Annotated in this window: 27 protein-coding genes; 15 read left to right on the top strand and 12 right to left on the bottom strand. The window is 63.6% G+C overall.

Annotated elements, in window-relative coordinates; genetic code table 11:
- The first annotated feature begins 55 nt into the window (after nt 1–55).
- Together U0S50_RS01255 and U0S50_RS01250 are read left to right on the top strand one after the other, a co-directional pair.
- Nucleotides 56–964, top strand: coding sequence for a LysR family transcriptional regulator (locus tag U0S50_RS01255; RefSeq protein WP_322307272.1), 909 nt, complete (start codon nt 56–58; stop codon nt 962–964).
- 60 nt (nt 965–1,024) lie between these two features.
- Complete coding sequence (locus tag U0S50_RS01250; RefSeq protein WP_322306932.1) at nt 1,025–1,828, top strand: universal stress protein; 804 nt, start codon at nt 1,025–1,027, stop codon at nt 1,826–1,828.
- Nucleotides 1,829–1,878: 50 nt separating this feature from the next.
- Here the strand turns inward: U0S50_RS01250 and U0S50_RS01245 are convergent, their stop codons facing one another.
- Genes U0S50_RS01245 through U0S50_RS01235 form a run of 3 tightly spaced genes read right to left on the bottom strand, consistent with a single transcriptional unit; the run spans nt 1,879 to nt 4,530 of the window.
- On the bottom strand, nt 1,879–2,529 hold the full coding sequence (locus U0S50_RS01245; RefSeq protein WP_322306931.1) for an HAD-IA family hydrolase: 651 nt from the start codon (nt 2,527–2,529) through the stop codon (nt 1,879–1,881).
- 37 nt (nt 2,530–2,566) lie between these two features.
- Nucleotides 2,567–3,304, bottom strand: coding sequence for a glutathione S-transferase family protein (locus U0S50_RS01240; RefSeq protein WP_322306930.1), 738 nt, complete (start codon nt 3,302–3,304; stop codon nt 2,567–2,569).
- Nucleotides 3,298–4,530, bottom strand: coding sequence for a DUF2855 family protein (locus tag U0S50_RS01235; protein WP_322306929.1), 1,233 nt, complete (start codon nt 4,528–4,530; stop codon nt 3,298–3,300). The genes U0S50_RS01240 and U0S50_RS01235 overlap by 7 nt, the downstream gene beginning before the upstream one ends.
- Between U0S50_RS01235 and U0S50_RS01230 the strand changes: the two genes are divergently transcribed.
- Nucleotides 4,514–4,885, top strand: coding sequence for a DUF488 domain-containing protein (locus tag U0S50_RS01230; RefSeq protein ID WP_322306928.1), 372 nt, complete (start codon nt 4,514–4,516; stop codon nt 4,883–4,885). The two genes, U0S50_RS01235 and U0S50_RS01230, sit on opposite strands and share 17 nt — an antisense overlap.
- A gap of 27 nt (nt 4,886–4,912) precedes the next feature.
- Here the strand turns inward: U0S50_RS01230 and U0S50_RS01225 are convergent, their stop codons facing one another.
- Together U0S50_RS01225 and U0S50_RS01220 are read right to left on the bottom strand one after the other, a co-directional pair.
- Complete coding sequence (locus U0S50_RS01225; protein ID WP_322306927.1) at nt 4,913–5,614, bottom strand: VIT family protein; 702 nt, start codon at nt 5,612–5,614, stop codon at nt 4,913–4,915.
- A 13-nt stretch (nt 5,615–5,627) separates the two neighbouring features.
- Complete coding sequence (locus U0S50_RS01220) at nt 5,628–6,560, bottom strand: SMP-30/gluconolactonase/LRE family protein (protein ID WP_322306926.1); 933 nt, start codon at nt 6,558–6,560, stop codon at nt 5,628–5,630.
- 46 nt (nt 6,561–6,606) lie between these two features.
- Here U0S50_RS01220 and U0S50_RS01215 point away from each other — a divergent pair, with 46 nt between their 5' ends.
- Nucleotides 6,607–7,206 carry a TIGR02466 family protein gene (locus U0S50_RS01215; protein ID WP_322306925.1) on the top strand — a complete coding sequence of 200 codons (600 nt, stop codon included), beginning with the start codon at nt 6,607–6,609 and terminating at the stop codon, nt 7,204–7,206.
- A 109-nt stretch (nt 7,207–7,315) separates the two neighbouring features.
- Nucleotides 7,316–8,749, top strand: coding sequence for an NAD-dependent succinate-semialdehyde dehydrogenase (locus U0S50_RS01210; protein ID WP_322306924.1), 1,434 nt, complete (start codon nt 7,316–7,318; stop codon nt 8,747–8,749).
- 46 nt (nt 8,750–8,795) lie between these two features.
- Here the strand turns inward: U0S50_RS01210 and U0S50_RS01205 are convergent, their stop codons facing one another.
- Both U0S50_RS01205 and U0S50_RS01200 read right to left on the bottom strand, forming a co-directional pair.
- Nucleotides 8,796–9,560 (bottom strand): SDR family oxidoreductase, encoded by a 765-nt coding sequence (locus U0S50_RS01205; RefSeq protein ID WP_322306923.1) that lies wholly within the window; start codon nt 9,558–9,560, stop codon nt 8,796–8,798.
- Nucleotides 9,557–9,928 (bottom strand): dihydroneopterin aldolase, encoded by a 372-nt coding sequence (locus U0S50_RS01200; RefSeq protein ID WP_322306922.1) that lies wholly within the window; start codon nt 9,926–9,928, stop codon nt 9,557–9,559. The genes U0S50_RS01205 and U0S50_RS01200 overlap by 4 nt, the downstream gene beginning before the upstream one ends.
- Nucleotides 9,929–10,017: 89 nt before the next feature.
- On the opposite strand from U0S50_RS01200, the gene U0S50_RS01195 reads away from it, so the two are divergent.
- From U0S50_RS01195 to U0S50_RS01180, 4 genes are all read left to right on the top strand, one after another.
- Nucleotides 10,018–10,521 carry an N-acetyltransferase gene (locus U0S50_RS01195; protein ID WP_322306921.1) on the top strand — a complete coding sequence of 168 codons (504 nt, stop codon included), beginning with the start codon at nt 10,018–10,020 and terminating at the stop codon, nt 10,519–10,521.
- 213 nt (nt 10,522–10,734) lie between these two features.
- Nucleotides 10,735–11,319 (top strand): DUF1285 domain-containing protein, encoded by a 585-nt coding sequence (locus tag U0S50_RS01190; RefSeq protein ID WP_322307271.1) that lies wholly within the window; start codon nt 10,735–10,737, stop codon nt 11,317–11,319.
- Nucleotides 11,319–11,909, top strand: a complete 591-nt coding sequence (locus U0S50_RS01185) for a CoA pyrophosphatase (protein WP_322306920.1) — start codon at nt 11,319–11,321, stop codon at nt 11,907–11,909. The genes U0S50_RS01190 and U0S50_RS01185 overlap by 1 nt, the downstream gene beginning before the upstream one ends.
- The gene (locus tag U0S50_RS01180; RefSeq protein ID WP_322306919.1) at nt 11,906–13,117 is read left to right on the top strand and encodes a CCA tRNA nucleotidyltransferase; all 1,212 of its coding nucleotides are present in this window, start codon (nt 11,906–11,908) and stop codon (nt 13,115–13,117) included. The genes U0S50_RS01185 and U0S50_RS01180 overlap by 4 nt, the downstream gene beginning before the upstream one ends.
- Here the strand turns inward: U0S50_RS01180 and U0S50_RS01175 are convergent.
- Both U0S50_RS01175 and parC read right to left on the bottom strand, forming a co-directional pair.
- On the bottom strand, nt 13,081–14,760 hold the full coding sequence (locus tag U0S50_RS01175; RefSeq protein ID WP_322306918.1) for a bifunctional diguanylate cyclase/phosphodiesterase: 1,680 nt from the start codon (nt 14,758–14,760) through the stop codon (nt 13,081–13,083). The two genes, U0S50_RS01180 and U0S50_RS01175, sit on opposite strands and share 37 nt — an antisense overlap.
- Nucleotides 14,761–14,849: 89 nt before the next feature.
- Nucleotides 14,850–17,147, bottom strand: coding sequence for a DNA topoisomerase IV subunit A (gene parC, locus U0S50_RS01170; RefSeq protein WP_322306917.1), 2,298 nt, complete (start codon nt 17,145–17,147; stop codon nt 14,850–14,852).
- 337 nt (nt 17,148–17,484) lie between these two features.
- On the opposite strand from parC, the gene U0S50_RS01165 reads away from it, so the two are divergent.
- Nucleotides 17,485–18,825, top strand: coding sequence for an acyltransferase (locus U0S50_RS01165; protein ID WP_322306916.1), 1,341 nt, complete (start codon nt 17,485–17,487; stop codon nt 18,823–18,825).
- 30 nt (nt 18,826–18,855) lie between these two features.
- Here U0S50_RS01165 and U0S50_RS01160 read toward each other — a convergent pair whose 3' ends face one another.
- Nucleotides 18,856–20,268 (bottom strand): M20/M25/M40 family metallo-hydrolase, encoded by a 1,413-nt coding sequence (locus tag U0S50_RS01160; protein WP_322306915.1) that lies wholly within the window; start codon nt 20,266–20,268, stop codon nt 18,856–18,858.
- A gap of 106 nt (nt 20,269–20,374) precedes the next feature.
- Here U0S50_RS01160 and U0S50_RS01155 point away from each other — a divergent pair, with 106 nt between their 5' ends.
- The 4 genes from U0S50_RS01155 (at nt 20,375) to U0S50_RS01140 (ending at nt 22,876) form a co-directional block, all read left to right on the top strand.
- Entirely contained in the window at nt 20,375–21,004 is a 630-nt protein-coding gene (locus U0S50_RS01155) for a lysophospholipid acyltransferase family protein (protein WP_322306914.1), read from the top strand.
- On the top strand, nt 21,001–21,816 hold the full coding sequence (locus tag U0S50_RS01150) for a DUF1295 domain-containing protein (protein WP_322306913.1): 816 nt from the start codon (nt 21,001–21,003) through the stop codon (nt 21,814–21,816). Before U0S50_RS01155 ends, U0S50_RS01150 begins: the two co-directional genes overlap by 4 nt.
- Nucleotides 21,795–22,208, top strand: coding sequence for a ribose-phosphate pyrophosphokinase (locus tag U0S50_RS01145; protein ID WP_322306912.1), 414 nt, complete (start codon nt 21,795–21,797; stop codon nt 22,206–22,208). Before U0S50_RS01150 ends, U0S50_RS01145 begins: the two co-directional genes overlap by 22 nt.
- Before the next feature lie 98 nt (nt 22,209–22,306).
- Entirely contained in the window at nt 22,307–22,876 is a 570-nt protein-coding gene (locus U0S50_RS01140) for a septal ring lytic transglycosylase RlpA family protein (protein ID WP_322306911.1), read from the top strand.
- A gap of 4 nt (nt 22,877–22,880) precedes the next feature.
- Here U0S50_RS01140 and U0S50_RS01135 read toward each other — a convergent pair whose 3' ends face one another.
- Nucleotides 22,881–23,810, bottom strand: a complete 930-nt coding sequence (locus U0S50_RS01135) for an isopenicillin N synthase family dioxygenase (RefSeq protein ID WP_322306910.1) — start codon at nt 23,808–23,810, stop codon at nt 22,881–22,883.
- Nucleotides 23,811–23,963: 153 nt separating this feature from the next.
- On the opposite strand from U0S50_RS01135, the gene U0S50_RS01130 reads away from it, so the two are divergent.
- Entirely contained in the window at nt 23,964–24,389 is a 426-nt protein-coding gene (locus tag U0S50_RS01130; protein WP_322306909.1) for an EVE domain-containing protein, read from the top strand.
- A gap of 4 nt (nt 24,390–24,393) precedes the next feature.
- On the opposite strand, the gene U0S50_RS01125 is transcribed toward U0S50_RS01130, so the two are convergent.
- Entirely contained in the window at nt 24,394–24,723 is a 330-nt protein-coding gene (locus U0S50_RS01125) for a PilZ domain-containing protein (protein ID WP_322306908.1), read from the bottom strand.
- Nucleotides 24,724–24,772 lie beyond the last annotated feature (49 nt).

The raw sequence follows: 24,772 nt of genomic DNA, 5'->3' as shown, positions 1-24,772 counted from the left end.
TGGCGCATCTAAATCATCAATTCTAATTATAGTATTTTTAGATTATCCATAAATGATGTCGATCAATCGCGTCTCTATCTATCATCTCGAAACCCTGCTCTGGATCGACCGGCTCGGCACTTTCTCCGCCGCTGCCGAGCGGCTCAACACGACCCAGCCCGCCGTATCGGCCCGGATGCGCGAACTGGAACAGCGGCTGGGAACGGTGCTGTTCCGGCGCGAGGGGCGGGCGATGTCGCTGACACCGGCGGCGCGCAAGCTGGTGCGCGACTGCGATCCACTGCTCCGCGGTTTGCAGTCGGCGCTGCTCGGCAGCGGCAGCTTTTCCGAATCGAGCGGTGTCGTGCGAATCGGCGCGGGCGAGATCGCGGCGGCGAGTTGCCTGCCGCCTTTCGTCGCGGCGCTGAAGGCGGACATGCCGAATGTCGGGCTGGAGATTGAAATCGATCTTACCGCGAACCTGATCCAGCAACTGCTGACCGGGCGCACCGATCTGGCCTTTGCGGCGGGCCCTATCGCGCACCCCGCGCTCAAGACCCGCCCGATCGGTGCGGTTGCGCTGGTCTGGCTTGCAAGCCCGGCGACGGCGGCGGCCTTTTCGGATGCGGGGGATGGGGCATCGCTGCCGATCTGGTCGCTCGCCAGCCACTCACCTATTCATGGCCGGATGCGCGACGCGATTGACGCGGCGCGGATCGCCCCCCGCGCGCTCAACCTGTGCAACAATGCGCGCATGATGATCGACATCGCGCGTGCGGGCGGCGGCATTGGCATTTTTCCGGAACCGATGGTGCGCAGCGAACTGGCGATCGGGGCGCTGGTCGAACTGGCGGGTCTGCCCGCGTTGGCACCGGTTGAATTTCATGTCGCGATCCGCGTCGCCGATACCGAGCCCGTTCTGGCTCGCATCTTTGATCGGGCGGCGGAGCTGCGCATGGATGAAGGCTTTGATCCCGGTCAATGAACATATTAGCCTCCTCCCGCATTATCCCGTCATACCCCCCGATGCCGAAGGAGAGAGATCATGCGTTCGATTCTGGTCCATGCCGACAATGGCAATGCGTCCGAAGGTCGGCTTCAGGCGGCGCTTGATGTCGCCCGTCGTTTCGAAGGCCATGTCACGCTGATGATTGCGACCCCGTTGCAGCAATTTGTCAGCTTTGACCCCTTTGGCGGAACCTATTTCGCGGCCGAGGCGCTGGCCAAGGCGCAGGCCGATGATCTGGCGCTCGAAAGCCGTCTGTCCGACCGCCTCGCCAACGAAGATGTCGCGTGGGACGTTGTGATGGCGGATGGCGATATCGTCGGGGCGCTTGCGGCGTCGGCGACGCTTGCTGACCTTGCGGTGGTCAGCCTGCCCGATCCCGACCGGGCGAATGTGCCGCCCCTGCTTGCGGGCGATCTTGCGCTGGCGACCCCGGTACCGGTGCTGGCCTTGCCGCAAACGGCGCGTGGTTTCGATTTCGAAGCGCCCGCGATGGTCGCGTGGAACGGCAGCCCTCAGGCCGCTGCTGCGCTTCGCGCCGCCTTGCCGCTGCTGCGCGGACGCGCGGTGACGCTGGTGACGGTGGGCAAGGAAGATGGGACTTTCCCCGCGACTGATGCGCTGCGCTATCTGTCGCGGCACGATATCCACGCCGATTTGAAGGCGGTCGAGCGTGGTGTCGAGACGGTCGAGGAGGTGCTGGAAAAACAAGCCGTTGCCCTGGGTGCCGGGCTGATCGTCATGGGCGCGTTCGGCCGCAGCCGTCTGCGCGAAACCTTGTTCGGCGGCACAACGCAATATCTGCTGACCAGCGGCCGCTTCGCCCTCCTCCTCGCGCATTAGGGACCGCGCGGCCCGGCGTCCTTTGGCGGGCGCCGGGCGACAGCCGGGCGTCAGGGCAAGGCGACGCCGACTACCGCCGACAGGTCGGCGAGTGCCTGTTCGCCGCTCGTGACCTTGATCGCGTGCATACCCAGCCCTGCGGCAGGTTTGCAGTTGATGCCGAGATCGTCGAGATAGACGCATTCGGCGGGCGTGACGCCCAACGCTGCGCACATCATGTCATAGATGCGCGGGTCGGGCTTGCGGACGCCGGCCTTGCTCGATTCGATGACATGGTCGAAACGCGCCATGATCGCGGCAACCTCGCGCGCCATGTCGTCGCTACGCGCCATTCCCGCTCCCTTGCCGGAAGGAACATTGTTGGTGATGCAGCCGATGGTGAACTGGTGGGCCTTTAGCGTGTCGAGCGCGGCGACCATCGCGGGACGTACCGCACCCGCCAGTACGGCCAGCACGGCCTGGCCTTCCAACTCGTGGCCCATGGCGCGGGCTTCGTCGGCGAATCGGGCGTCAAAGGTGGCGGCGTCGATCTCCGCCCTTTCGAACTGCGCCCAGGCGTTGTGGTCGGGATCGGCGGCATTGACCCGGCGCACGAAATCGCGCGGCAGGCCGCGTTCGGCCTCCAGCCGGTTGAACGCTTCGAAGGGGGACGCGGTGATGACGCCGCCGAAATCGAAAATGACGGTCGTGGGGCGGCCCATATGATGCTCCTTTATCGGTGGTTGCCGGGCGTGTGCTTCAGCGCAGCATGATACTGGCGCGCGGCGTGTCGGTGCCAAAACTGGTCGCTGCGACCCGTACGCCCACCGCTTCCAATGCGGCCCGTTGTCCGTCGCGGCGGGTGGCCAGAATGGCGGGTTCGAATTCGAGCGTTCGGGCAAAGGCTGGCAACGCCCCGATGCGCTCCAGCCAGGCCACTGTTCGCGGCCAGCGTGCGGGGTCGGGCGTCCAACCTGCGATCGCGGCGTTGCGCAGCGGACAGGCGATGGCGATGTCGGCTATGCTCGGCGTCTCGAACAGAAAATCATCATCGGGTGCCTGCGCTTCGATCCAGTCGAGCGCGGCGGGCAGATCGTCTTCGATCACTTTGGCGATGGCGGCTTCATCGGGCGTGTGCTTGAAAATATGCGGCGCCACGATCCGGGGAAAGAACAGGCCCCAGATACACAGATCGCCCAGGCGGCTGTCGGCATATTCCTCCATCCATCGCGCCTGCGCGCGCGCTGCCGCGCCTTGCGGCAGGGTGGGGACTTCGGGATAGGCTTCATCCAGATATTCCGCGATCACTGTCGAATCATTGACCACCAGATCGCCGTCGATCAGCACCGGGATACGCCGCAGCGGGCTCAGCCGCGAAAATTCGTCATTGCCGTAAAAGGGTGCGATCGGGTCCAGTTCATAGTCGATGCCCTTCAGGTGCAGCAGGGTCAGTACCTTGCGCACGAAAGGCGAAACCGGGTTTCCGACGATCAGCATGGCAATATCAAAATCCCCGCTGCGGGATCGCTACGCCCGTCCAGCATCTCCTGATAGGCACCCAGCGCTGCTTCCGATCCCGTTCGCCGATCCACCCGCGCCAGGCGAGGGGCAATATCCATGAACCCGGTCCAGGCTCCCGCCATCTTCTGGGCAAAGGCCGCGCCGCCCCAGTCGGCGATGCGCTTCTGGCTGCGTCCCGGCGCGAAAAATCCCTGTCTGTCGGGGCCTGGCAGTGCCGCTTGTCCGGCGTCTGCGTCCCAGTGCGACTTGCCGACAATGATCGATGCCTTCAGCGCATCGCCGAAATGGCTGTGCACCACGCGCGTCACCGCGCCATTGCCCGCCATATCGACCAGGGCCGACGCGACGTGGCGGTCGAGCGTCATGATGTCGTCATAGGCGATGACCCGATCGTAAAGGCCTTGCGCGGCAAGGCCGGCGACATGGGCGCGGCTGGTCAGCCCGACGCTTTGCGGCCGCGTTCCGGGACGCTGCGCCAGCGCGTGCGCAAGGCCGATGGCTGTCTTGCTCGACGCGCTGGCGATCAGAATCTGGGCTGCGCCATAATCACCTTCATCTTCCAACTGGTCGGCGATCAGCCAGCCGGTCAGGAACAAAGGCCGAAAGATCGGCCAATAGTCGTGGTCGGCGGCGCGATAGTCTGCGAGCGCTTCGACGCGTTGATACTGGTTGTAAATGGGCGGCAGGGTCGCGCGCCGCGGCGTGACATCGGTAAAGCCGGAAGCACCGACATGGCCTGCCTGCAACGACACATGGCTTGCCATCGGATAATAGCCATAGAAGCGCTCGCCTGCCGCGATGCCTTCGGCGGCGCTTTCGGTCACGGTGGCAAAGCCCCATACCGGCAGACGCCCCGGCGTCCCGCGTTCGGAAAAGAAATCCCAATAACCCTGATCATTACCGTCCTTGTCGGGACCGAAAAGACCGGCGGGCTTTCCGAACAGCGCATAGGTGATGTTGTTCGCGGTCATCGCAAAGCTGTCGATACGCATCCGTATCTGTCCGGGCGTGAGCGGGGGAGACGGGTCGCCGACCAGCTCGGCTTTGCCGATGTCGTCGCGGTCGATCTCGATGGCCCAGCCGCTGTCGGTCATATCGTCTCCGTCTATTGCCTTGCCCGCGATGCCGGGACGGCGATAGAGTTGCAGATGCCGTGGCGGCTGGCAATCGGAAGCGAGGCAGGTGATGGGATTATCGGTCAAGCGAATCTATGACCCCGCCGACGAAGGAGACGGCGCGCGCTTTCTGGTCGATCGGCTGTGGCCGCGCGGGGTGTCGAAGGATCGCGCCGCGCTGACCGCCTGGGTGCGCGCCTTGTCGCCCAGCGATGCCCTGCGCAAGGATTTTCACGGCGAAACGGCAGGTTCGGACGCCGCATGGGCGGCTTTTCGCCGGGCTTATTTCGCCGAACTTGACGCCGGCGGAGAGGCGATCGAAGCGGCCCTGCGCGAGGTTGACGCAGCGCTTGCGTGCGGTCCCGTGACGCTGCTGTATGCGGCAAAGGACGATATGCGAAACAATGCGGTTGCCCTGCGCGACTGGCTCGATGCGCGCTGACCCGCACCCGGTTCGAGCCTGCCCGGACTAACCGATCGGCGCGTTGAACAGCGACCCGATCGCCATCGTCGCGGCCATCGCCATCGCGCCCCAAAAGGTGACGCGCGCCACCGGACGCAGCATCGGAGCGTTGCCCGCCCACGCGCCTAGCGCGCCGAGCAGTGCCAGAAAGAGCAGTGATGCGCCCGATACCAGCCAGGGTAGTCGCGGTCCTGTTGTCAGCAGCACGATCGCCAGGGGCAGGGCGGCCCCGACCGCAAAGCTGGCCGCCGATGCGGCCGCAGCCTGAATCGGCCGGGCGCGCATGTGGTGCGTCAGGCCAAGTTCGTCACGCAAATGGCTGTCGAGCGCATTGTGGTCGGTAAGCTGCGCCGCAACCTGTTCGGCTAGTGCTCGATCGAGCCCGCGTTGCTGATATATTTGGGTCAATTCCTCCAGTTCGTGAGCGGGGTCGTTTGCGAGCTCCTGCGTCTCGCGCGCGATGTCGGCGCGCTCGGCATCGCTTTGTGAACTGACCGAAACATATTCGCCCGCCGCCATCGACATGGCGCCCGCGACCAGTCCGGCGGTGCCGGTGACGAGAATGGTCGGTGTCGAGGCGCCTGCCGCTGCGACCCCGGCGATCAGGCTGGCGGTCGATACGATGCCGTCGTTGGCGCCCAGGATCGCGGCGCGCAGCCAGCCGATCCGTTCCATCGCATGGCTTTCGCGGTGAATTTCGTGCCGCATCCGGGCCTTCTCCTCAGTATTGCAATTGCAGGCCGGGGCGCGGCCAGCGGGTTTTGACCAGGCGACCGGTACCCGACAGGGTGATATAGGCATCCTGGCGATCGGGCCCACCGAAGGCGATATTGGTTGTGAAAATATCGTCGGTGGCGACGAATTCGACCAACTCCCCCGTGGGGGATATGACGCTGATGCCGCATTCGCCGATGGTGGCGACACAGATGTTGCCATTCGCCTCCATCGCCAGGCTGTCGAAGAATTTATATCCGGCGGGGCGATACAGCGGCATGCCTGGACCCGCGGGTCCGCCGCTGTCGTCCACCTTGCCGGGGGCGATGATGTTGAACTGGGTCAGGCGGCACGTATAGGTTTCGGCGGCGTAAAGCTTGCTGCCGTCGGGCGACAGGCCGATGCCGTTCGGATTGTGGCTCGGAAAGATGACTTCTTCGATGAAGCTGCCGTCGCCTTTGGCATAAAATATGCCGACAATGTCGTGGCTGCGCTTTCGATAATCGACCTTGCCGTGATCGGTGAACCAGAAACCGCCGCCATGATCGCGGCTGGCGTCGAACATCAGGTCGTTGGGACCGCGTAGTACGACGCCACTCTCGCCCGACCGGTAAAGCGTTTCAACCGCTCCGGTGTCGATATCGATGCGTTCGATGCGGCCGCCCGAATAATCGTCGGCAATCCCATGCGGCACCAGCAGGCCGTCGCTTTCGGCATAGTTGAAGCCGCCGTTGTTACAACAATACAGCTTGCCATCAGGCCCGGTTGCCAGGCCGTTTGGGCCGCCGCCCGGCTCTGCGATCACCTGTTTACGGCCGCCCGGCCAGCACCGGGTAATGCGGCCGGCCTCGATCTCGGTAACGATGACGCTGCCGTCGTCCATGACGACCGGGGCCTCGGGAAAGCGCAATCCACTGGCGATCAATTCAAAGGTGGCCATCTTCCTCTCCCTTGCCCTCGTCGGTCTGCTGTGCTTTGCGGCCATCATGACGGTTCGCACGCTCTTCGCCACCCATTTTTACGAGGCCGACATCGGCTCGCCCGACCTGCTGGACGAACTGGAGGACAGCTGCCGCCTGTTCGCGAGCGAGGACGGGGCAGGCCGCGCGTGGAGCCGCGAGCATGGCTATCGCGGCTATACCAGCTATGCGAGCCTCGACGATTTGCCGCAGCGCGATCCCGCCTTCGCGGACCTCAAACGGCTGCTCGACCGCGAGGTAAAGACATTTGCCAAGGCTTGCCATTTCGACCTTGCCAAGCCGCTGAAGCTCGACAGCCTGTGGGTCAACATCCTGAAACCGGGCGGCACCCACAGCGGTCATATCCATCCGCACAGTATCGTGTCGGGCACCTTCTATGTCGCGGTTCCGCCGGGATCGGGGGCGCTGAAACTTGAAGACCCGCGCCTTGCCATGATGATGGCCGCGCCCGGGCGCTGCGAGGATGCACCCGAACATCTTCACCCCTTCGTCTATGCCGAACCCGCCGCCGGGCGCATTTTCCTCTGGGAAAGCTGGCTCCGGCACGAAGTCATGCCGAACGGCGGCAAGGGCGAACGGATCAGCATCAGCTTTAACTATCGCTGATCGGGACTATATCGGCGTAACCCAACCACCCCCTTTTCTTTGGCACAGGGCCGGATCGACAAGTATTTCGGCGTAGCTCGGTGCAAGCGGATCAGACAGGAAGATGCCCATGACTGTGACCTACGACGCCGACCTTCAGCTGTTCATTGCCGGGGAATGGCGCGGGGGTGAGGGGCGCGAGGCACGGCCGGTGTTCAACCCGGCAACGGCAGAAACGATCGCCGACCTGCCCGTCGCGACGGAAGCGGATCTTGACGAAGCTCTTGCCGCTGCCGAACGCGGCTGGCCGCTGTGGCGAGCCAAGACCCCCGACGAGCGCGCCGCGCTGATGCGCAAGGCGGCGGGGCTGATCCGCGAACGGGTCGAGCATATCGCGACGCTGCTGACCCTCGAACAGGGCAAGCCGATCGCCGAGGCGCGCGGCGAGGTCCTGTCGGCGGCCGGGCTTTTCGAATATTTCGCGGAACAGGGAAAGCGCATCGAAGGCCGCGTCCTGCAGCGTCCGGCGGGACAGCGCGCGATGGTGCTCAGACAGGCGGTCGGGCCGGTTGCGGGTTTCAGCCCCTGGAATTTTCCGGTCAACCTGATGGTCAAGAAGATCGCGCCCGCGCTCGCGGCGGGCTGCGTCGTGATCGCAAAAGCGCCCGAGGAAACGCCGGGTTGTACCAGCGCGATCATGCGCTGTATCGCGGACGCGGGTATTCCGGGCGATGCGGTGCAACTGGTCTATGGCAATCCCGACATGATCAGCCGCCATCTGTTGGCGAGCCCCATCATCCGCAAGGTCAGCTTCACCGGTTCGACTGCAGTGGGCAAGCATCTGATGAAGCTGGCCGCCGACCGGGTCCAGCGGATCACGATGGAACTGGGCGGTCATGCCCCGGTGCTGATTTTTGACGACTGCGACCTTGAAACGACCCTCGACCGCGTGGTCATGCAGAAATTCCGCAATGCCGGGCAGGTGTGCGTTTCGCCCACCCGCTTCTATGTCCAGCAGGGTATCTACGACGCTTTTGTAAAAGGCTTTGCCGAACGCACCAGCCGGGTAAAGATCGGCAGCGGATTCGATGCCGACACCCAGATGGGCCCACTTGCCAATGCGCGCCGCGCGCCGGCGCTTGAAGCGCTGATTGCCGATGCGACGGCAAAGGGTGCGCGGGTGATCGCAGGCGGCGAGGCGACCGGCGAGGGTTATTTCTTCCGCCCGACCGCACTCGCCGATGTGCCGCTCGACGCCGATGCGATGAACCATGAACCCTTTGGTCCGATGGCAATGATCCGCCCGTTTGGCAACGAGGACGAGGCGCTCGAACAGGCGAACCGACTGCCCTACGGCCTCGCCGCCTTTGCCTTCACCGAAAATGGCCGCCGCATCAATCGTATCGCCGATGGTATCGAAAGCGGTATGGTCGGGATCAACAGCTTCGTGATTTCCAGCCATGACATGCCATTCGGCGGGATCAAGGAATCCGGCTTCGGCAGCGAAAGCGGGCCAGAGGGACTCGACGGCTATCTGATCACCAAGGCGGTGCATATTTACTGAGGTGCCATCTCCCCGCCGCTTGGCGGCGGGGAGGCGCCCGGCTGCGTCAATCGCGCTCCAGCGCCACGAAATCGCGACCCATCGGCGACAGATGCGCACCGCCATCGACGAAGATCGTCTGCCCGGTTACGGCTTCGGCGCGTGCGAGATAGAGCACGGCATCGGCGATCTGGGCCGGGGTGGGCAAGGCGCCGAGCGGCATGCGCGACGCGAGCCGTCCGATCTGGGCCTTGCTGTAATCCTCTGTCTCCAGGGTCAGTCCCGGCGCGACCGCATTGACCCGCGCCCGGCCGCCGAAGGCAACGGCCAGCGTCGCGGTCGCCTGCCACAGCGCCGATTTCGACAGGCTATAGGCAAGCTGGTCGGGAACTGGGTGCAGCACGCGCTGGTCGACGATGTTGACGATCGCCGGACGGGTATCGGGTCCGCTCGCCGCGACCAGTGCCTTGGCCAGCATCACCGGCGCATGATGGTTGACCTGCATCATCTCGGTCAATGCAGCGGCTGACAGGTCGGGCCATTCGCCTTCGGCGAACAGTGCCGCATTGTTGACCAGCAGGTCCGGTGTGCGCCCGAATCGCTCGGCCACAGCGGGGATCAGCGCATCGACCGCCGCCGCGTCGGACAGGTCGGCGGCGAAGCGGTGGCTTGTCGCGCCGGTTTCGAGAAGCGCGTCCGCCAGCACAGGATCGGCTTCGCCTGGGCTGCGCTTGTGGATTGCCAGCGCATAGCCTTCGCGAACGAGGCGTGCGGCGATCACCGCGCCGACGCGATGCAGCCCGCCCGTGACCAGCGCCAGCTTCTGCGTCATTTGCGCGCCCGGCGCATGGTGATGCCGATCTGTTCGTCCTCTTCGGCAATGGCCAGCTTCACGATCTTGACTTCCACTTCCTCGACCTTCTCGTCCTGCAGGAACAGCGTGTCGATGATGTGATCGGCGACGCTTTCGATCAGCACGAAATGGACATCCTTGGGGATGCCGTCGGTCGCCGCGAACTTCAGGTGCATATAGTTTTTCGATGCGCTCAGCGGTGTCGTCGGATCATAATGGTCGGCCATCGCCAGCCGCGCGCGCACGGATATGCGCAGCGGTTGCGGCAGATGGGTTTCCTCCGAATAAATGCCGGTCAGCACCTGGACGGTCAGCCCGTCGACTTCGAGCCATAATGTGTCGGTCACGCCATCTTCCTGTCGAGTGGGGCGATATTCGGCTTTGCAACGCCGCTGCCTGCCCCTAAAGCGCCGCCGCATTAGCGAAAGGGCGCGCATTGGTCGAGTTACTTCCATTGACGGATATCGAACCCCAGACGGTCGAGGATCTCCTCGATGCGGCTTTTGGTCCGGATCGCTTTGGACGAACTGCCTACCGCATCCGCGAAGGCGTCGATGCGGTCCCGGCCCTCAGCTTCGCTCTGGTGGACGATGCAGCATTGATCGGCACGATCCAGTGTTGGCCCGTCGCGCACCGGTCGGCCGACGGTGTCGCCACGCCGCTGGTCATGGTCGGGCCGGTCGCGGTGCGCCCCGACGTCCAGGGCGGTGGGCATGGACGCGCGTTGATGGCGCATATGCTAGACGCGGCGGAGTCGCGGGCCGACGGCGCGCTCATGATGATCGGCGATCCCGAATATTATGGGCGCTTCTTCGGTTTTGCCGCCGACGCGACCGGAGCATGGGATTTGCCGGGGCCATTCGAACGCCGCCGCCTCCTTGCCCGGGCGACAAACGGACATGCGTTGCCGACCGGTGCCGGGATGATCGGGCCGCGGTAGGCGCGGCGACAAAGCGCTGTCCTATAATGCGGGGGCGGCATAGCATTGCGCCATGCCGATCTTTCACACTGCCGAGCAGCGATTTGCGAGTAAAGTTGCGCAGTTTTCCGGGACTTTCTCGCATGAGCGCGCTGGGGGGCGACGGCGGTCGCCGATGCGTTCTCCGGCGCTGTCATGCCTTTACTTGCGCCCATCGGCGCTTATCTCAAGGGGATGGTCCGTTCCGTTCCTTTGCTTCCCGCTGATTTCTCGGCCCTGACGCTTGCCGAGGCCGCCGAATTGCTCGCGGCCCGCAAATTGCCGCCGGTCGAGCAATGGCATCCCGAACGGACGGGCGACAGCGCGATGGAAATTCGCGCTGACGGAAGCTGGTATCATGAAGGAGGGCGGATCAACCGGCCCGCGATGGTCCGGTTGTTCTCGACGATCCTGCGCCGCGAACCGGATGGCGGCCATGTTCTCGTCACTCCGGCTGAGAGGCTGGCTATCGCGGTCGAGGACACGCCATTTCGCGCCGTGGAGATGAAGAGCGAGGGGAGCGGTGCGGTGCGCCGTCTCGTCTTCCGCCTCGACACCGATGATCTGGTCATGGCCGGTGCGGAGCATCCGCTTGCTTTCGGCAGCGACCCCGAGAATCCCGACCCCAGGCTTCATGTCCGCGGTACGATCGGCAACGGGCTGGAAGCGCGGATCGACCGGGCTTTATTCTATGATATCGTCGATATGGCGCTGTCGGATGGCGGCGATCCGCCCGCGATCTGGTCGAACGGTGCCTGCTTTCCGCTGGTGGACCGCTGATGCTGTCGGACAAGCTACGCGGAGCGCTCGACAATCTGTTGCCTGATAGCGGGCAGGACGAAACCTATCTGCTGAATCGGGACGATACACTTCGCGACGCTGCGGTGCTGATCGCCTTCACCGATCGCCCGGACCCGGGCATCATCCTGACCCAGAGGCCGCAATGGCTGCGTAGTCATGCGGGACAGGTTGCCTTTCCGGGAGGAAAGGTCGATCCGGGCGACCGCGATGTCGTCGATGCCGCACTGCGCGAGGCGGAGGAGGAGATCGGCCTTCATCGCCGCGACGTGCGGATCGCGGGAACGACCGATGCCTATCGGTCGGGCAGCGGTTATCACATCACGCCGGTGCTCGGGGTCATTCCGCCCGACCTGCCACTCGACCCCAATCCCGACGAGGTTGAGGATTGGTTCGAAGTCCCGCTCGACATATTGTTCGACCCCGCCAATTACGAACGGCATGAGGCGCATTGGCAGGGGCGGCTGCGGCGCTATTATGACATGCATTGGCAGGGACGGCGGATTTGGGGCGTGACGGCGGATATCATCATCAATCTTGCGAAGCGTCTGCCGCCGGGCTGGCACCGATGACCATGCTTCCCGAAGCCGAATGGCGCCGCCGGACGGGGCTGCGCCGGATCGTCAACGCGCTGGGTGCCGATATGGTAAAGGTCGTCGGCGGCGCCGTGCGCGATACGCTCCTCGGCTATCCCGCAACCGATATCGACCTTGCGACGCCGTTGCTGCCGGCTGACGTGACGCGGCGGCTGGAGGCGGCGGATATCAAGATCATCCCGACCGGTATCGCCCATGGCACCGTGACCGCCATCGCCAGCGGCGATCATCACGAAATCACGACGCTGCGCCGCGATGTCGAAACCGACGGCCGCCGCGCGACGATCGCCTTTGCCGACGACTGGCGCGACGATGCGGCGCGCCGCGATTTCACGATCAATGCGCTCTATGCGCATCCGTTGACGGGCGAGGTCGAAGACTGGTTTGGCGGCATCGCCGATCTTTCGGCAGGGTGCGTGCGTTTCATCGGCGACGCCGCGACACGCATTGCGGAGGACCATCTTCGTATCCTGCGTTTTTATCGTTTCGTGGCGCGCTTCGGTCGCGGCGATCTCGATGCCGACAGCCATGCGGCGGTGATCGCGGCACGCCAGTCGCTCAAAAGCCTGTCGCGCGAACGCATCGCGGACGAATTGCTCAAGATATTGGCGTTGCCCGATCCGCGGGCGATCGTCGGGCAGATGGCCCACGACGGGATCTTCGCGGTCATGCTACCCGAACTGGACGGCGCTTTTGCCACCACATTGGACCGGTTGCTCGGCAACGAAGATGCGGCGGGAGAACAGGGCACGGCGCTGCGCCGGCTGTCCGCGCTGTTGCCGGCCGATGCCGCCATCGCCGAACAGGTGTCCAGCCGGCTGCGTCTTTCGAAAAAACAGCGCACCCACCTTGCGGCGCTTGCAGCGCGACGCGGTGATATTGCGCGTCCGGCGCGGCAATTGGCGCATGCGGTCGGTATCGAAGCCGCGCGCGACATTCATCTGCTGGCGGGCGACGTCGCATCGTCCGGCGCTGCGGTGCAGTCGCTTGGGGGCTGGAATGTCCCGATGTTGCCGTTGAAGGGCGGGGATATTGTGGCGCGGGGCGTAGCGGCTGGCCCCGATGTCGCGCGATTGCTGAAGGCGGTCGAGGCCGCATGGGTGAGTGAAGATTTTCCCGACGCATCGCGCGTCGCCGAACTGGTCGATCAGAAGATCGGATGCGAAAGCGAACGGCGCCAATAATCGATTGCTGAGCCGCTATCCATCGGCTTGGCGAACAGAAACCCCTGTCCGAAATCGCAACCGAGCGCGGACAGCAACCGGGCCTGGTCGGTGGTTTCGACGCCCTCGGCGGTGGTCTTCATCCCCAGCACTTCGGCCAGGCTCTGGATCGTCCGGACGATCGCCACCTTTTCGCGGTCGTCCACCATATGCTCGACAAAGCTGCGATCGATCTTCAGCACGTCGATCGGCAGGCGCTGCAAATAGGCCAGATTGGAATAGCCGGTCCCAAAATCGTCCATCGCGACCCGGGCTCGCAATGCCTTCAACTCACTCAGCACCGACATGGCGCGATCGGGATCACCGATGATTGCGCTCTCGGTCAGTTCGATCATCAGTCGCTCGCCGCCGATGCCGTGGGTGGCCAGCGCGTCGCGGACGACGTCGGCCACATCGTCACGGATCAGCTGGATCGCCGACACGTTGACGGAGATGTAGCAATCGACGGGCCCCGTATCATTCTGGCCGTCCCATTGCGCCAGCATGGCTGCGGCTTTGCCGATCGCCCATTGGCCCAGCGGAACGATCAGCCCCGAATCTTCGGCGACCGGAATGAATTCATTGGGCGAAATGGCGTTGCCCTGGTCGTCGTTCCAGCGTGCCAGCGCCTCGAAACCCGATACGCGCCCGGTCGCCAGTTCGATCAAGGGCTGAAAGGCCAGATGCAGCCGATCTTCCTCAATCGCGTTGCGAAGTGCGGTTTCCAGGCCAAAGCGATTGTCGGACAACATCGCCGATTCGGGTTCGTATATTTCGATCCGATCGGTTTGCTTCGCACGTTTCAGGGCGATCTGGGCGTGACGAATCTGGTCGGCGATATGGGCGTCGCCGCCGGGCTGGATCGCGCAGCCCAGCGCGCAATCGACGCTGACCTTCAACTCGCCGATACGAAAGGGGTGGTCGAAACATCCACGAATGCGCCGTGCGAGCTCGCGAACATCGGCGCGCCCGCCGGCGATGCGCGATGAAATGGCAAATTCGTCGCCACCGGTGCGCGCCAGAATATCGCCGCTGCGCAGGCTGGATTTCAGCCGCCGTGCCACCGTAATGATCAGCTCATCGCCCGCCAGCGGTCCGATATGCTCGTTGATCCGGCTGAACCGGGCGAGGTCGAGCAACAGGATCACATGTTCGGCCGGGCCGTCGAGTCCCGACCTTTGTTCGACCATCTCTTCGAACCCGGCGCGATTGGGCAGGCCGGTCAGGCTGTCCGACACCAGTTCGCGGCGCAGATTGCGCTCGGTCATCATTTCCTGCGTGCGGTCGATCAGGGTGAGCAGGAACAGCGAATCGTCGCCGCATTCGGCTGATAATGGCCCGATCGACCCACGCAGGTCACGGGCCGCAATTCCCTCGCCCAGCTGACAAGAAAATTCCTGGGTGTCGCCAGGATGATTCGCGGCTCGTTCGATCGCGCGCGACAAGGGGAGCGGGATACTGGCGCTCGCAGGCGACAGTTTCAGGCGGTCAAAGGCGGCATTGCTGGCATGCAGGCTGAAATTGCCGCGCGAAAGCGGGCGGATCAGTGCCGCCGGTACCGGAAGTGCGTCGATCCAACCGACGAACAATAAGGGCCGGTCTTCGCCGGTGCGATCTATAGGCATAGCAGCTGGTTTTAAGCGACCTTTCCCCATTTACCCATGCGTATGTTCGGGGAGGTAAAGAAGCTGTTTACGGCACCGAAAAAATCGGATCAGTTGAAGCGGTTACTTCGCGGAAAGCCGGTTGGCGGCATGCGCCCCGAACCGCCGCGAGCGACGCGCCAGGGCGCAAGATCGGTTTCGGTGCGCGTCCGGCCGGTTTCGCCACCCATCGTCCAGCTCAATCCTTCGGCGAAGGTAAAGCTGGTCACGTCGGACAGGCCGCCGTCGCGATAGCGTTGCAGCATCACGCCTTGGCCGCGCGTCATCACCGGGATTTCGGCGAGCGGGAAGATCACCAGCTTGCGATTCTCACCGACCACCGCGACGCTGTCGTCGCTGGGGCCGATCGCTCGTACCACCGCGAGTTCGGCCTTGGGTTTCAGGTTGACGACATTTCGGCCCTTGCGCGTTTCGGCCGTCACTTCGTTCATCTGGGCGACGAAGCCGTGCCCGCTGGTCGATGCGACGAGCAGGCGGCCGTCGGCACTGACCGGTATCATCGCAACGATCCGGGCATCGGAATCGATATCGACCATCAACCGAAGCGGTTCGCCAAAGCCGCGTCCGCCGGGCAGCTTGTCGGCGCCAATGGTATAGAAGCGGCCGTCACTGGCCGCGACGAGCAGTTTGTCGGTGGTCTGCGCATGTGTCGCAAAGGCCAGCTCGTCGCCTTCCTTGAACTTGAATTCGGCCCACTGGTCGGCGGCCACATGGCCGCGCTGGGCACGAATCCAGCCACGTTTCGACAGGATGACCGTCACCGGTTCCTTTTCGATCATCGCGTCGAGCGGGATATCGCGCGCGGGCGCCGCCTCGGCCAATGTCGTGCGGCGCGCACCGAGAGCCGTGTCGGGGCCATATACGGCGCGCAGGGCGCTGAGGTCGCGTTTCAGCCGGGTGCGCTGACGTGCCGGGCTTTCGATCAGCTTGGCAAGCTCTTCGCGCTCGGTGGTCAGCGCATCCTGTTCGCGCTTCAGTTCCATCTCTTCCAGTTTGCGCAGCGAGCGCAAGCGCATGTTGAGAATCGCTTCGGCCTGACGGTCGGTCAGTTCGAATTCGGCGATCATCACCGCCTTGGGTTCGTCCTCGGTCCGGATGATCTCGATGATCCGGTCAAGGTTCAAAAAGGCGATCAGATAGCCCGCGACCAGTTCCAGCCGGTCGTCGATCTTGCCGATGCGATGTTCGGCGCGGCGGACGAGCACGATAATCTGATGCTGCAGCCATTCGGTCAGCAGCTGGTGCAGCCCCATCACCTTGGGCGTGCGCGTTGCGTCGAGGACGTTCAGGTTAAGCGCGAAACGGTTTTCGAGCTCGCTCAGCCGATACAGGCTTTCCTTCAGTATCTCGGGGTCGACGTTGCGGCTCTTCGGTACCAGCACGATGCGCAGGTCTTCGGCGCTTTCGTCGCGGACATCCTCAAGGATCGGCAGCTTCTTGTCGGCGATCAGCTGGGCGATCTGTTCGATCAGCTTGCCCTTCGCGACACCATAGGGAATTTCGCTGATGACAAGTTGCCAGGTTCCACCCGACAGCTTTTCGATCCCCGTTTCCTCCCAGCTGCCATCTTCCTGCTTTCCAGTCGAAAAGCGCGCGCGGACGCGAAAGCTGCCGCGCCCGGTTTCATACGCATGGATGATGGTTTCGGGGCTGTCGGCGATGATGCCGCCGGTCGGAAAATCGGGGCCCTTCACATGTTCGAGCAGCGCGGCGAGTTCGGCGTTGGGCTGATCGATCAGCACCAGCGCGGCATCGATCACTTCGGCGGCATTGTGCGGGGGAATATTGGTCGCCATGCCGACCGCAATGCCGCTTGCGCCATTGGCGAGCAGGTTGGGGAAGAGGCCCGGCATGATCTCCGGTTCCTCGTCCTCGCCATTATAGGTGGGGCGGAAGTCGACCGTGCCTTCGTCGAGCCCCTGCATGAGGTCGACCGCCACGCGGGTCAGCCGCGCCTCGGTATAGCGATAGGCGGCGGCATTATCGCCGTCGATATTGCCGAAATTGCCCTGGCCGTCGACGAGTGGATAGCGGAGTGAGAAATCCTGGGCGAGGCGGACCATCGCGTCGTAAACGGCGGTGTCGCCGTGCGGATGGAATTTACCGATGACGTCGCCGACGACGCGCGCCGATTTCTTATATCCCTGGCTGGGGTCGAGCCGCATCGCGCGCATCGCCCAGAGCAGGCGACGGTGAACGGGCTTTAACCCGTCGCGCAGGTCGGGCAGCGAGCGTGCCGTGATCGTCGACAGCGCATAGACGAGATAGCGTTCGGAGAGCGCACTGTCGAACGGAGTGTCGATGTTGCCGGGTTCGGAAGGAGGAAGGTCTTCGGTGTCGGTCGCCATTGTCCCGAGCCGATAGCAAGGCTGGCGCGCCAAGGCAAAGGCGAAGCATCGCCCGTCCCGCGCGATCGGCGGTGGAGGAGGCGCCCGGTGCGCCTAAAGCCAGAAAACCTCCCACATCTGCGCGCCCGGATTTTGTCTTTTATGGCTTTAAGCGACGACCTTTCGCTGCGAGCCTGTCAGGCTGGGCGCCCGATTTCAAGGGGCGGCAAGACGCTGACACGGCACGATAAAGCAGGAAAGCGGAAAAGGGGCGCCGATCCCGAGGATGCACCGTCTGGCCCCTTGTCTTGCCGCCGATGGGCATTAGCTTGCATCTTCTACCGGAGGGGATGACATTATGACCGAAGCCGCAGGCGCCGCTCGTAAAAATATCTGGTCGCGGGCCCATGAGATGGCGTCGAAGGCGCCCCCCGAACGCAACCGCTATGTCGATTTTCTGCGTGCGCTGTCGATCCTGGCAGTTGTTGTCGGCCACTGGCTGGTTGCTGCGCCATATATGCGGGACGGCGCGGTCGAGGGCGGACATCTGCTTGGCATCCTGCCCTGGACGCAGTGGTTGACCTGGGGGTTTCAGGTGATGCCGCTCTTTTTTCTGGTTGGCGGCTTTTCGAACGGCATGTCGTGGGCAACGACGCAGCGTGACGGCGGCTCTTATGAAAGCTGGTACAGCGGGCGGCTGCAGCGGCTGATCAATCCGGTGTTACCGCTGTTCCTGATCTGGACGCTGGTCGCGATGTTCGGCACGCTGATGGGTATCGAGCGCGGCGTGGTCGCAATGGCGGCGCAACTTGCGCTGATCCCGGTCTGGTTTTTGTCGGTCTATCTGATGGTCGCGGCGCTGGTGCCGATGACCTGGCGCGCCTGGAAGCGCTGGGGTTTTGCATCCTTCTGGGCGCTGGCCGCCGGGGCGGTGGCGGTCGATATCGCCGCGCTGCGGTTCGATGTCCCTTATGTCAATTTCCTGAACTTCGGCTTTGTCTGGCTCGCGATCCATCAACTCGGCTTTGCATGGAGCGAAGGGCGGCTGACGCCGGGAAGGGCGCTTATATGGGGGATGGGCGGATCGATCGCGCTCGGCCTGCTTGTCAGCTTTGGTCCCTATCCGATCGCGATGATCGGCGTTCCGGGTGCGGAACTCAGCAATTCGATGCCTCCGACGATAGCGCTGCTCGCGCTTGGTATCGCCCAAAGCGGATTTGCGCTCGCGCTTGAGCCAGCGGGCCGACGGATGCTGGACAATATGCGCGTCTGGACCAGCGTGGTGCTCGTCAACGGCATGATCATGACCATCTATCTCTGGCATCTGACCGCCTTTGTGCTGGTAATGGTGGCGGCCTGGCTGCTTGGCGGGGTCGGACTTGATGTCCAGCCGGGCAGTGCAAACTGGTGGATCGCGCGACCCGTCTGGTTCCTGCTCTATATCCTTGCGCTCTTTCCGCTGATCATGGCCTTCGCGCGCCACGAACGCGCGAGCGGCAGCGACAGGGACGTGCCGCACTGGCGCCTGATGACCGGCCTGGTCCTGATCTGTGCCGGGTTGGGCGCGACCGCGGCGATCAGCATCGCGAGCCCGATGGGCGTGACCGGGGTGCGGCTATGGCTCGTCGCGCTGCCCTTCATTGGCGCGGCGATCGCTCAGTTCGGCCCGGTGCACCGGCTGGCTCAGTCGCGTGCGTAAGCCGGAGCGCCTCACAAAGAGGCGCTCCGATCATGGATTGCTGGCATAGGCCTTGACCAGATCGAACATATAGTCACGCCCGACATAGACGGACCGAACCTCCATCCGTTCGTTCAGGCCGTGCGCGCCATTGCCGTCGGGATCGCCCCACATGCCAGGGATGCCATAGGTCGGAATTCCCGCCGCGCCGAGGAAGGTCGCATCGGTGTAGCCGTTCGCCATTGACGGGATCACTTTTAATCCAGGCCAATATCTATCGACCAGCTTTTGCATCGGACCGATCACCTTTGACGCCAGCGGCGGGGCGGGCGGCGCCGGACGCTTGGGGGGAAGCTGCGTCACCGTAACGCCGACGTCGCCGATGATGCGCTCCAGTTCGGCCTTGATTTCCTCTATCGCATGGCCGGGAAAGATACGGCAGTTGATGTTGGCACCGGCGCGTTGCGGCAGGGCGTTGGCGGCATGGCCTCCGTCGAGCAAGGTCGCGACGCAGGTGGTGCGCAAATTGCTGTGCAGAAAGGGGTCGGTGTTGACGATCGATTCGGCCTCGCGGTCGGTCGGGTCGCGCGCCAGCCCGACCATCGCGCTACCGATCCGGTCGCCGCGCGCCGCGCCGGCCTCGGCAAAAAAGCGCCGCGTCGTATCTGTCATCTCGAGCGGAAATTCATATTCCTCGATCCGCGTCAGCGCACGGGCAAGCTGATAGATCGCATTCTCTGGCGTCGGGGCAGAACTGTGGCCGCCGGGATTGCGCGTTTCGAGGCGGAAATTGGCAAAGGTCTTTTCGCCGACCTGCACCGACTGGCCCAGCACCTTTCCTTTGCCGTCGCTGTCGCCGCCACCGCCTTCGTTCAGTGCGAATTCGGCATCGATCAGTTCGCGCTTGTTCGCGGCGAGCCACTCGACCCCGTTAAAGGCTCCGTTGGTTTCCTCGCCACAGGTCAGCGCCATCTTGACCGTCCGCTTGGGTCTGTACCCTTCCTTCTGGAAACGGATCAGCGTGTCGACCCACACTGCCGCCTGTGCCTTGTCGTCTGCGGTGCCGCGGCCATAGAAATAGCCGTTTTCCTCGACCATCTTGAATGGGTCGCGTTCCCAATCCTCGCGCTTCGCTTCGACGACATCGATATGCGCGACGAGCAGGATCGGTTTCGCGGTTTGCGACGTGCCGGGATAAACGGCGACCAGCCCACCTTCCCTGGGGTGGCCGGGCGCCGTGAACAGGGTGAGCTGACCATCGGAAAAGCCCGCTGCCTTCAGCCGGGTCGCCATGTGCTCGGCGGCCAGCGTGCAACTGCCCGACGACAGGGTGGTATTGGTTTCAACGAGTTCGCGATAGATGTCGCGAAAGGCGATCTGATCGGCGCGCGGCGCGCTTTCCCTTGCGACGGCCGGTGCGGCGAACAGCGTGGTCGACAGCAACAGCACGGATATTTTTCTCATGCAATCTCTCCCCTGTTTGCGGGCATGGGAGCAGAAAGCGCGGGGCGTCGCAAGCCGCTTGCGCCGGTTCCGGCTTTGGAGCAAGCGGGACGGGAAGGGGAATGGCATGGCAGATCATGGGGACGATAAGCCGGGATGGCTGGCGCGCACTGTGCGCCGGTTTTTGCTCGCGCTCTATCGTGCCCGCGGGTGGAAGGCAGCGGGTGAGGTGCCCGAACCGCGTCGGTTCATCATTATTGCGGCGCCGCACACCAGCAATTGGGACTTCGTCAACTTTCTGGGGCTGACCGCCGATCTGGGTGTGCGGCCGCATTTCATGGCAAAGCTGTCGTTGTTTCGCTGGCCGCTGGGCGGGTTTATCCGCCAGATGGGCGGCATTCCGGTCGACCGGCACCGCAACGCCAATGTCGTGCAGGAGATGGCTGACGAGTTTGCGTGGCGCGACGAGTTCATGCTGACTGTTGCGCCTGAAGGAACGCGCGGCAAGGTGCGGAAATGGCGGACGGGATTTTACCAGATTGCGTTGGCGGCAAAGGTGCCGATGGTCGTCGGACTGATGGATTACGGCACCCGCACCGGCGGTTTGGGCCCACTGATCTGGCCGACCGGTGATTTTCGCGCCGATATGATGAAGGTGCTCGACGTCTATAAAAGCTGTGTTCCCAAATATCCCGATCGTGCGGTACGCTCGATCGCCGACATATTGGGCGAAGAGGGAGGGGAGGCACAGGGATGACCGCGCTGCCGTTGCTGCTGTTGCTGAATTTTGTGGGGTTGATGGCCGTCATCCTGCTTTTGTGGCGTCTGTCGGTGGCGGTTCGCGACGTGTCCTTCATCGACGCCTTTTGGGCATTTGGCATGGTCCTGCTCGCCGCCGGGGCGTTGGTGCAGACTGGAGCAAACGGCGTCCATGGCATGGCTCTTGTGCTGCTCACCGCATTGTGGGGACTGCGGTTGGCGGGGCATTTGTTTCTGCGCTGGCGCCGGTCGGGAGAGGATCCGCGCTATGAAATGATCATGGCGCGGACGATGGAGGCCAAGGGCTGGAGCTGGCCTCAGACCGCGCTCGTCACCGTGTTTCTAACCCAGGCGCCCCTGCTGTTCATCACTTGTCTACCGGCGCAGATCGGCATCTGGGCGAGCGCCGCTGACCCGGGGTCTGTGTTGTCGCCGCTCGGTTGGCTTGGTATCGTTGCGGCGCTTGGCGGCATTGCCTTTGAGAGCATTGGCGACGCACAGCTCGACGCCTTTCGCGCCGACCCTGCGAACAAGGGACGCGTGCTCGATACCGGCCTGTGGCGCTATACCCGCCATCCCAATTATTTCGGCGATGCGCTTACCTGGTGGGGGCTGTGGCTGATCGCCGCCGATACGGGCCATCCGGCGGCACTCGCGAGTGTCGTCGGGCCGCTGTTCCTGACCTTCACGCTGACACGCTGGTCGGGCAAGGCGCTGCTCGAAAAAGGGCTGCACCGGACGCGGCCTGGCTATGCCGAATATGTACAGCGCACCTCGGGCTTTATCCCATGGCCGCCAAAGGCGCGCTAGACGGAGGGCTGGGCGGCGAAGCGGCGGTCGCCGACGTCAGTGCGCTTGGCGATGCGCCGCGTATCCGCGCGATCCTGACCCACGCGGCGCGTGCAGGGCGAAGCGTCAGCTATTCCGAACTGCTCGGCGATTTGGGCTTTCGTTTCACCCGGCCCAAGATGCGTGCGGTCTGCAAGACATTGGGCGAGGTCGATCGGCTATGTGCACTCGACGGCGAACCCGACCTTGCCGTGCTGGTGGTACGTGAAAGCGATCGCTTGCCGGGGCAGGGGTGGTGGGTCGGCGGTACCGCGCTGCTTCTTGGCTATGACGGTCCATGGGAGGGCGCGGCGGCGGCGCGCTTCATTCGCGAACAGCAGCAGGCGGTGTTCGATTATTGGGTGGACCGATGACAGAACAGCCCTCGGGCAGCTGCGGGCGCGATGGCACAGGGTGATGGCGTGGCAGATGGGTCTTTCGGCGTGGCGACGCAGGCGTTAGGTTTCAGGGTATGTCGCCTCATCCGGTCATCCGCCAGAGCGTCGCCGCTGCTTTGCTTTTATCGCTTTCCGCGTGCGCTGGTGGCGGCTTTCGCGCTGTGAGCGATACGCCGGTAAAGATCGGTTCGGCCTATTCGGTGCGCGGCACCACCTATGTTCCCGCCGCTGCGCCGAGCTATGACATGATGGGATATGCGAGCTGGTATGGCAGCGAGTCGGGCAATCGGACCGCCAACGGCGAAAAATTCCGTCCCGGCTGGATCAGCGCGGCGCACACCACCCTGCCGCTGCCCACTTATGTCGAGGTGACGGCGCTCGACAGCGGCCGCCGTATCATCGTGCGGATCAACGATCGCGGTCCTTTCGCCGGGGGTGGGCGGATCATCGACCTGTCGCGCGGCGCTGCCGATCTGATCGGGATCAAGGAGCGCGGCCACGCACCGGTGCGCGTTCGCCGGGTCGAGCCATCGGAAAAGGATCGCAAGCGCCTGCGCGAAGGAAAGGCAGCGGCAGCGCTGAAGCCCGTACCCGAGCGCGAACTTCAGGCGCTGCGTTCGCGTTTCGCCGCCTCTACGCGCTGAGAATCTATTTCTTCAGACCGATCTCGCGCAATCTTTCCTGCAGATATTCATCGGCGGTGATCGGCGTCGGATAAAGATCGGGGTGCGTGGCGTCGATGCAGTTTTCGAGCGTCCGGATCGGATAGTCCGAGCGGAAATGCAGGAAGAAGGGCATCGAATAGCGCGCGACGCTCGCACGGCCTTCGTCCGGGTTGCGGACCCGGTGGGTGGTCGAGGGAAGACGGTTGTTGGTCAAACGTTGCAGCATGTCGCCGACATTGACCGCCATTGCCCCGGCGGGCGGCGAGACGGGAAGCCAGCTGCCATCCTTGTCGAGGATTTCGAGCCCCGCTTCCTCGGCACCGAGCAGCAGGGTGATGGTGTTGATATCTTCATGCGCTTCGGCGCGGATGCCTTTGGCGGGCGCTTCGACAGGAGGATAGTGGAGGAGGCGCATCACGCTGTTGCCGTCCCTTACCGTGTCGTCGAAGAAATCGGGGGCGAGGCCAAGATAGCGGGCGATGCCTGAAAGCAACGCACCGCCGACCCGGTCGAATTCTGCAAAGAGCGTGTCATAGGTGTCGCGAAAACCCATCACTTCGTCGGGCCAGACATTGTTCGGTTGCTGCGCAGCGAGCGGATGGCCCGCGGGCAGATCGCGCCCGACATGCCAGAATTCCTTGAGATCGACTTCCTTTGCGCCCTTCGCGATTTCGGTTCCAAAGGGGGTGTAGCCGCGGGCGCCGCCGCCGCCGGGGATATGATAGGCGCGCTTTGCGGCCTCGGGCAGCGCGAAAAATACCTTTGCCTTGGCCCACGCATCGTCGATCAGCGCTGGGTCGATTCCGTGATCGGTAATCATGGCAAAGCCGAATCGCTCGAACGAGCCGCCGAAATCGCGGGCGAAATCTTCGGCGGAAAGCGACATGGAAATGACGGGGACGGCGGCGGTCATGCGATGAAAATCCATTTGAATGTTGCTGTGACGTGCCTTGCCCGCATAGGGGCCGCACGTCTTTGACATGAATCAGGATTTAGGCGTGTCGATGGGCGGACGAAAGGGAAAAAGGCGTTTGCCCGTGCGCTGCGCTCGGCTAAGCCCGGCGACATGAGCAAACAATATTGGCTGATGAAATCGGAACCCGATGTTTATCCTTGGGACCAGCTGGTTGCCGAAGGCACCGGCATGTGGGACGGCGTGCGCAACCATTCGGCCAAGCTCAACATGATGGCGATGAAGGTCGGCGACGAGGCGCTGTTCTATCACAGCAATATCGGCAAGGAATGCGTCGGGATCATGCGTATCACCGAAGAAAGCTTTCCCGATCCGACTGCCGATGAGGGTTCACCTTGGGTCGTCGTTCGGGTGGCGCCGGTGCGCAAGCTGGATCGCCCAGTCACGCTCGCGGAGATAAAGGCCGATCCCAAGCTGGTCGACATGGACCTGATCCGCCTGTCGCGCCTGTCGGTCGGGCGGGTGCGGCCCGCCGAATGGCAGCATATCTTGAATCTGTCAGAAAAAGATCCCGGCTGAACGCTCAGCGCAGGCTGGATTGAAGATGTGCCGTCACCGAAGGGTGCAGCGCACTGGCGAATTCGCATCCGCAACTGGTGCCGTCTATGCGCCGGACGACCGCTTCGAGCAGTTGCAGGCCGGGAAGATTGACCCACAATCGCGTTCCGATTGCGGGCGGCGAATAGGAAAAGAAGCGAAAGCCGGTGGACGACAGATCGAACAGGTCGGCGTCGAACGGATGGCGTCCCGCTTCGCGCAGCCGGGCGCGGGCGCGGACGTCGCTGCGACTCGCGCGCCGCGCCTCGTCGGTGGCTGCGGGTGTCCTGTCGGTCGAATTTTCGTTGCCCAGCACGTGATGCAGTCCTGATTCCGTCGTCTTGTCCCGCGATTCTATTGTATCG

Source organism: Sphingopyxis sp. (genome assembly GCF_034380315.1).
Taxonomy (GTDB): domain Bacteria; phylum Pseudomonadota; class Alphaproteobacteria; order Sphingomonadales; family Sphingomonadaceae; genus Sphingopyxis.
Note: the sequence above shows the minus strand (reverse complement) of the source record. Positions and strands in the feature narration are given on the sequence as shown.

What these genes read in the sequence shown, in the direction of transcription:
- U0S50_RS01255 (WP_322307272.1), top strand. Translation starts at nt 56, where the DNA reads ATGTCGATCAATCGCGTCTCTATCTATCATCTCGAAACCCTGCTCTGG.
- U0S50_RS01250 (WP_322306932.1), top strand. Translation starts at nt 1,025, where the DNA reads ATGCGTTCGATTCTGGTCCATGCCGACAATGGCAATGCGTCCGAAGGT.
- U0S50_RS01245 (WP_322306931.1), bottom strand. Translation starts at nt 2,529, where the DNA reads ATGGGCCGCCCCACGACCGTCATTTTCGATTTCGGCGGCGTCATCACC.
- U0S50_RS01240 (WP_322306930.1), bottom strand. Translation starts at nt 3,304, where the DNA reads ATGCTGATCGTCGGAAACCCGGTTTCGCCTTTCGTGCGCAAGGTACTG.
- U0S50_RS01230 (WP_322306928.1), top strand. Translation starts at nt 4,514, where the DNA reads ATGGGATTATCGGTCAAGCGAATCTATGACCCCGCCGACGAAGGAGAC.
- U0S50_RS01225 (WP_322306927.1), bottom strand. Translation starts at nt 5,614, where the DNA reads ATGCGGCACGAAATTCACCGCGAAAGCCATGCGATGGAACGGATCGGC.
- U0S50_RS01220 (WP_322306926.1), bottom strand. Translation starts at nt 6,560, where the DNA reads ATGGCCACCTTTGAATTGATCGCCAGTGGATTGCGCTTTCCCGAGGCC.
- U0S50_RS01215 (WP_322306925.1), top strand. Translation starts at nt 6,607, where the DNA reads ATGACGGTTCGCACGCTCTTCGCCACCCATTTTTACGAGGCCGACATC.
- U0S50_RS01210 (WP_322306924.1), top strand. Translation starts at nt 7,316, where the DNA reads ATGACTGTGACCTACGACGCCGACCTTCAGCTGTTCATTGCCGGGGAA.
- U0S50_RS01205 (WP_322306923.1), bottom strand. Translation starts at nt 9,560, where the DNA reads ATGACGCAGAAGCTGGCGCTGGTCACGGGCGGGCTGCATCGCGTCGGC.
- U0S50_RS01190 (WP_322307271.1), top strand. Translation starts at nt 10,735, where the DNA reads ATGGTCCGTTCCGTTCCTTTGCTTCCCGCTGATTTCTCGGCCCTGACG.
- U0S50_RS01185 (WP_322306920.1), top strand. Translation starts at nt 11,319, where the DNA reads ATGCTGTCGGACAAGCTACGCGGAGCGCTCGACAATCTGTTGCCTGAT.
- U0S50_RS01180 (WP_322306919.1), top strand. Translation starts at nt 11,906, where the DNA reads ATGACCATGCTTCCCGAAGCCGAATGGCGCCGCCGGACGGGGCTGCGC.
- U0S50_RS01175 (WP_322306918.1), bottom strand. Translation starts at nt 14,760, where the DNA reads ATGCCTATAGATCGCACCGGCGAAGACCGGCCCTTATTGTTCGTCGGT.
- parC (WP_322306917.1), bottom strand. Translation starts at nt 17,147, where the DNA reads ATGGCGACCGACACCGAAGACCTTCCTCCTTCCGAACCCGGCAACATC.
- U0S50_RS01165 (WP_322306916.1), top strand. Translation starts at nt 17,485, where the DNA reads ATGACCGAAGCCGCAGGCGCCGCTCGTAAAAATATCTGGTCGCGGGCC.
- U0S50_RS01160 (WP_322306915.1), bottom strand. Translation starts at nt 20,268, where the DNA reads ATGAGAAAAATATCCGTGCTGTTGCTGTCGACCACGCTGTTCGCCGCA.
- U0S50_RS01155 (WP_322306914.1), top strand. Translation starts at nt 20,375, where the DNA reads ATGGCAGATCATGGGGACGATAAGCCGGGATGGCTGGCGCGCACTGTG.
- U0S50_RS01150 (WP_322306913.1), top strand. Translation starts at nt 21,001, where the DNA reads ATGACCGCGCTGCCGTTGCTGCTGTTGCTGAATTTTGTGGGGTTGATG.
- U0S50_RS01145 (WP_322306912.1), top strand. Translation starts at nt 21,795, where the DNA reads ATGGCCGCCAAAGGCGCGCTAGACGGAGGGCTGGGCGGCGAAGCGGCG.
- U0S50_RS01140 (WP_322306911.1), top strand. Translation starts at nt 22,307, where the DNA reads ATGTCGCCTCATCCGGTCATCCGCCAGAGCGTCGCCGCTGCTTTGCTT.
- U0S50_RS01135 (WP_322306910.1), bottom strand. Translation starts at nt 23,810, where the DNA reads ATGACCGCCGCCGTCCCCGTCATTTCCATGTCGCTTTCCGCCGAAGAT.
- U0S50_RS01130 (WP_322306909.1), top strand. Translation starts at nt 23,964, where the DNA reads ATGAGCAAACAATATTGGCTGATGAAATCGGAACCCGATGTTTATCCT.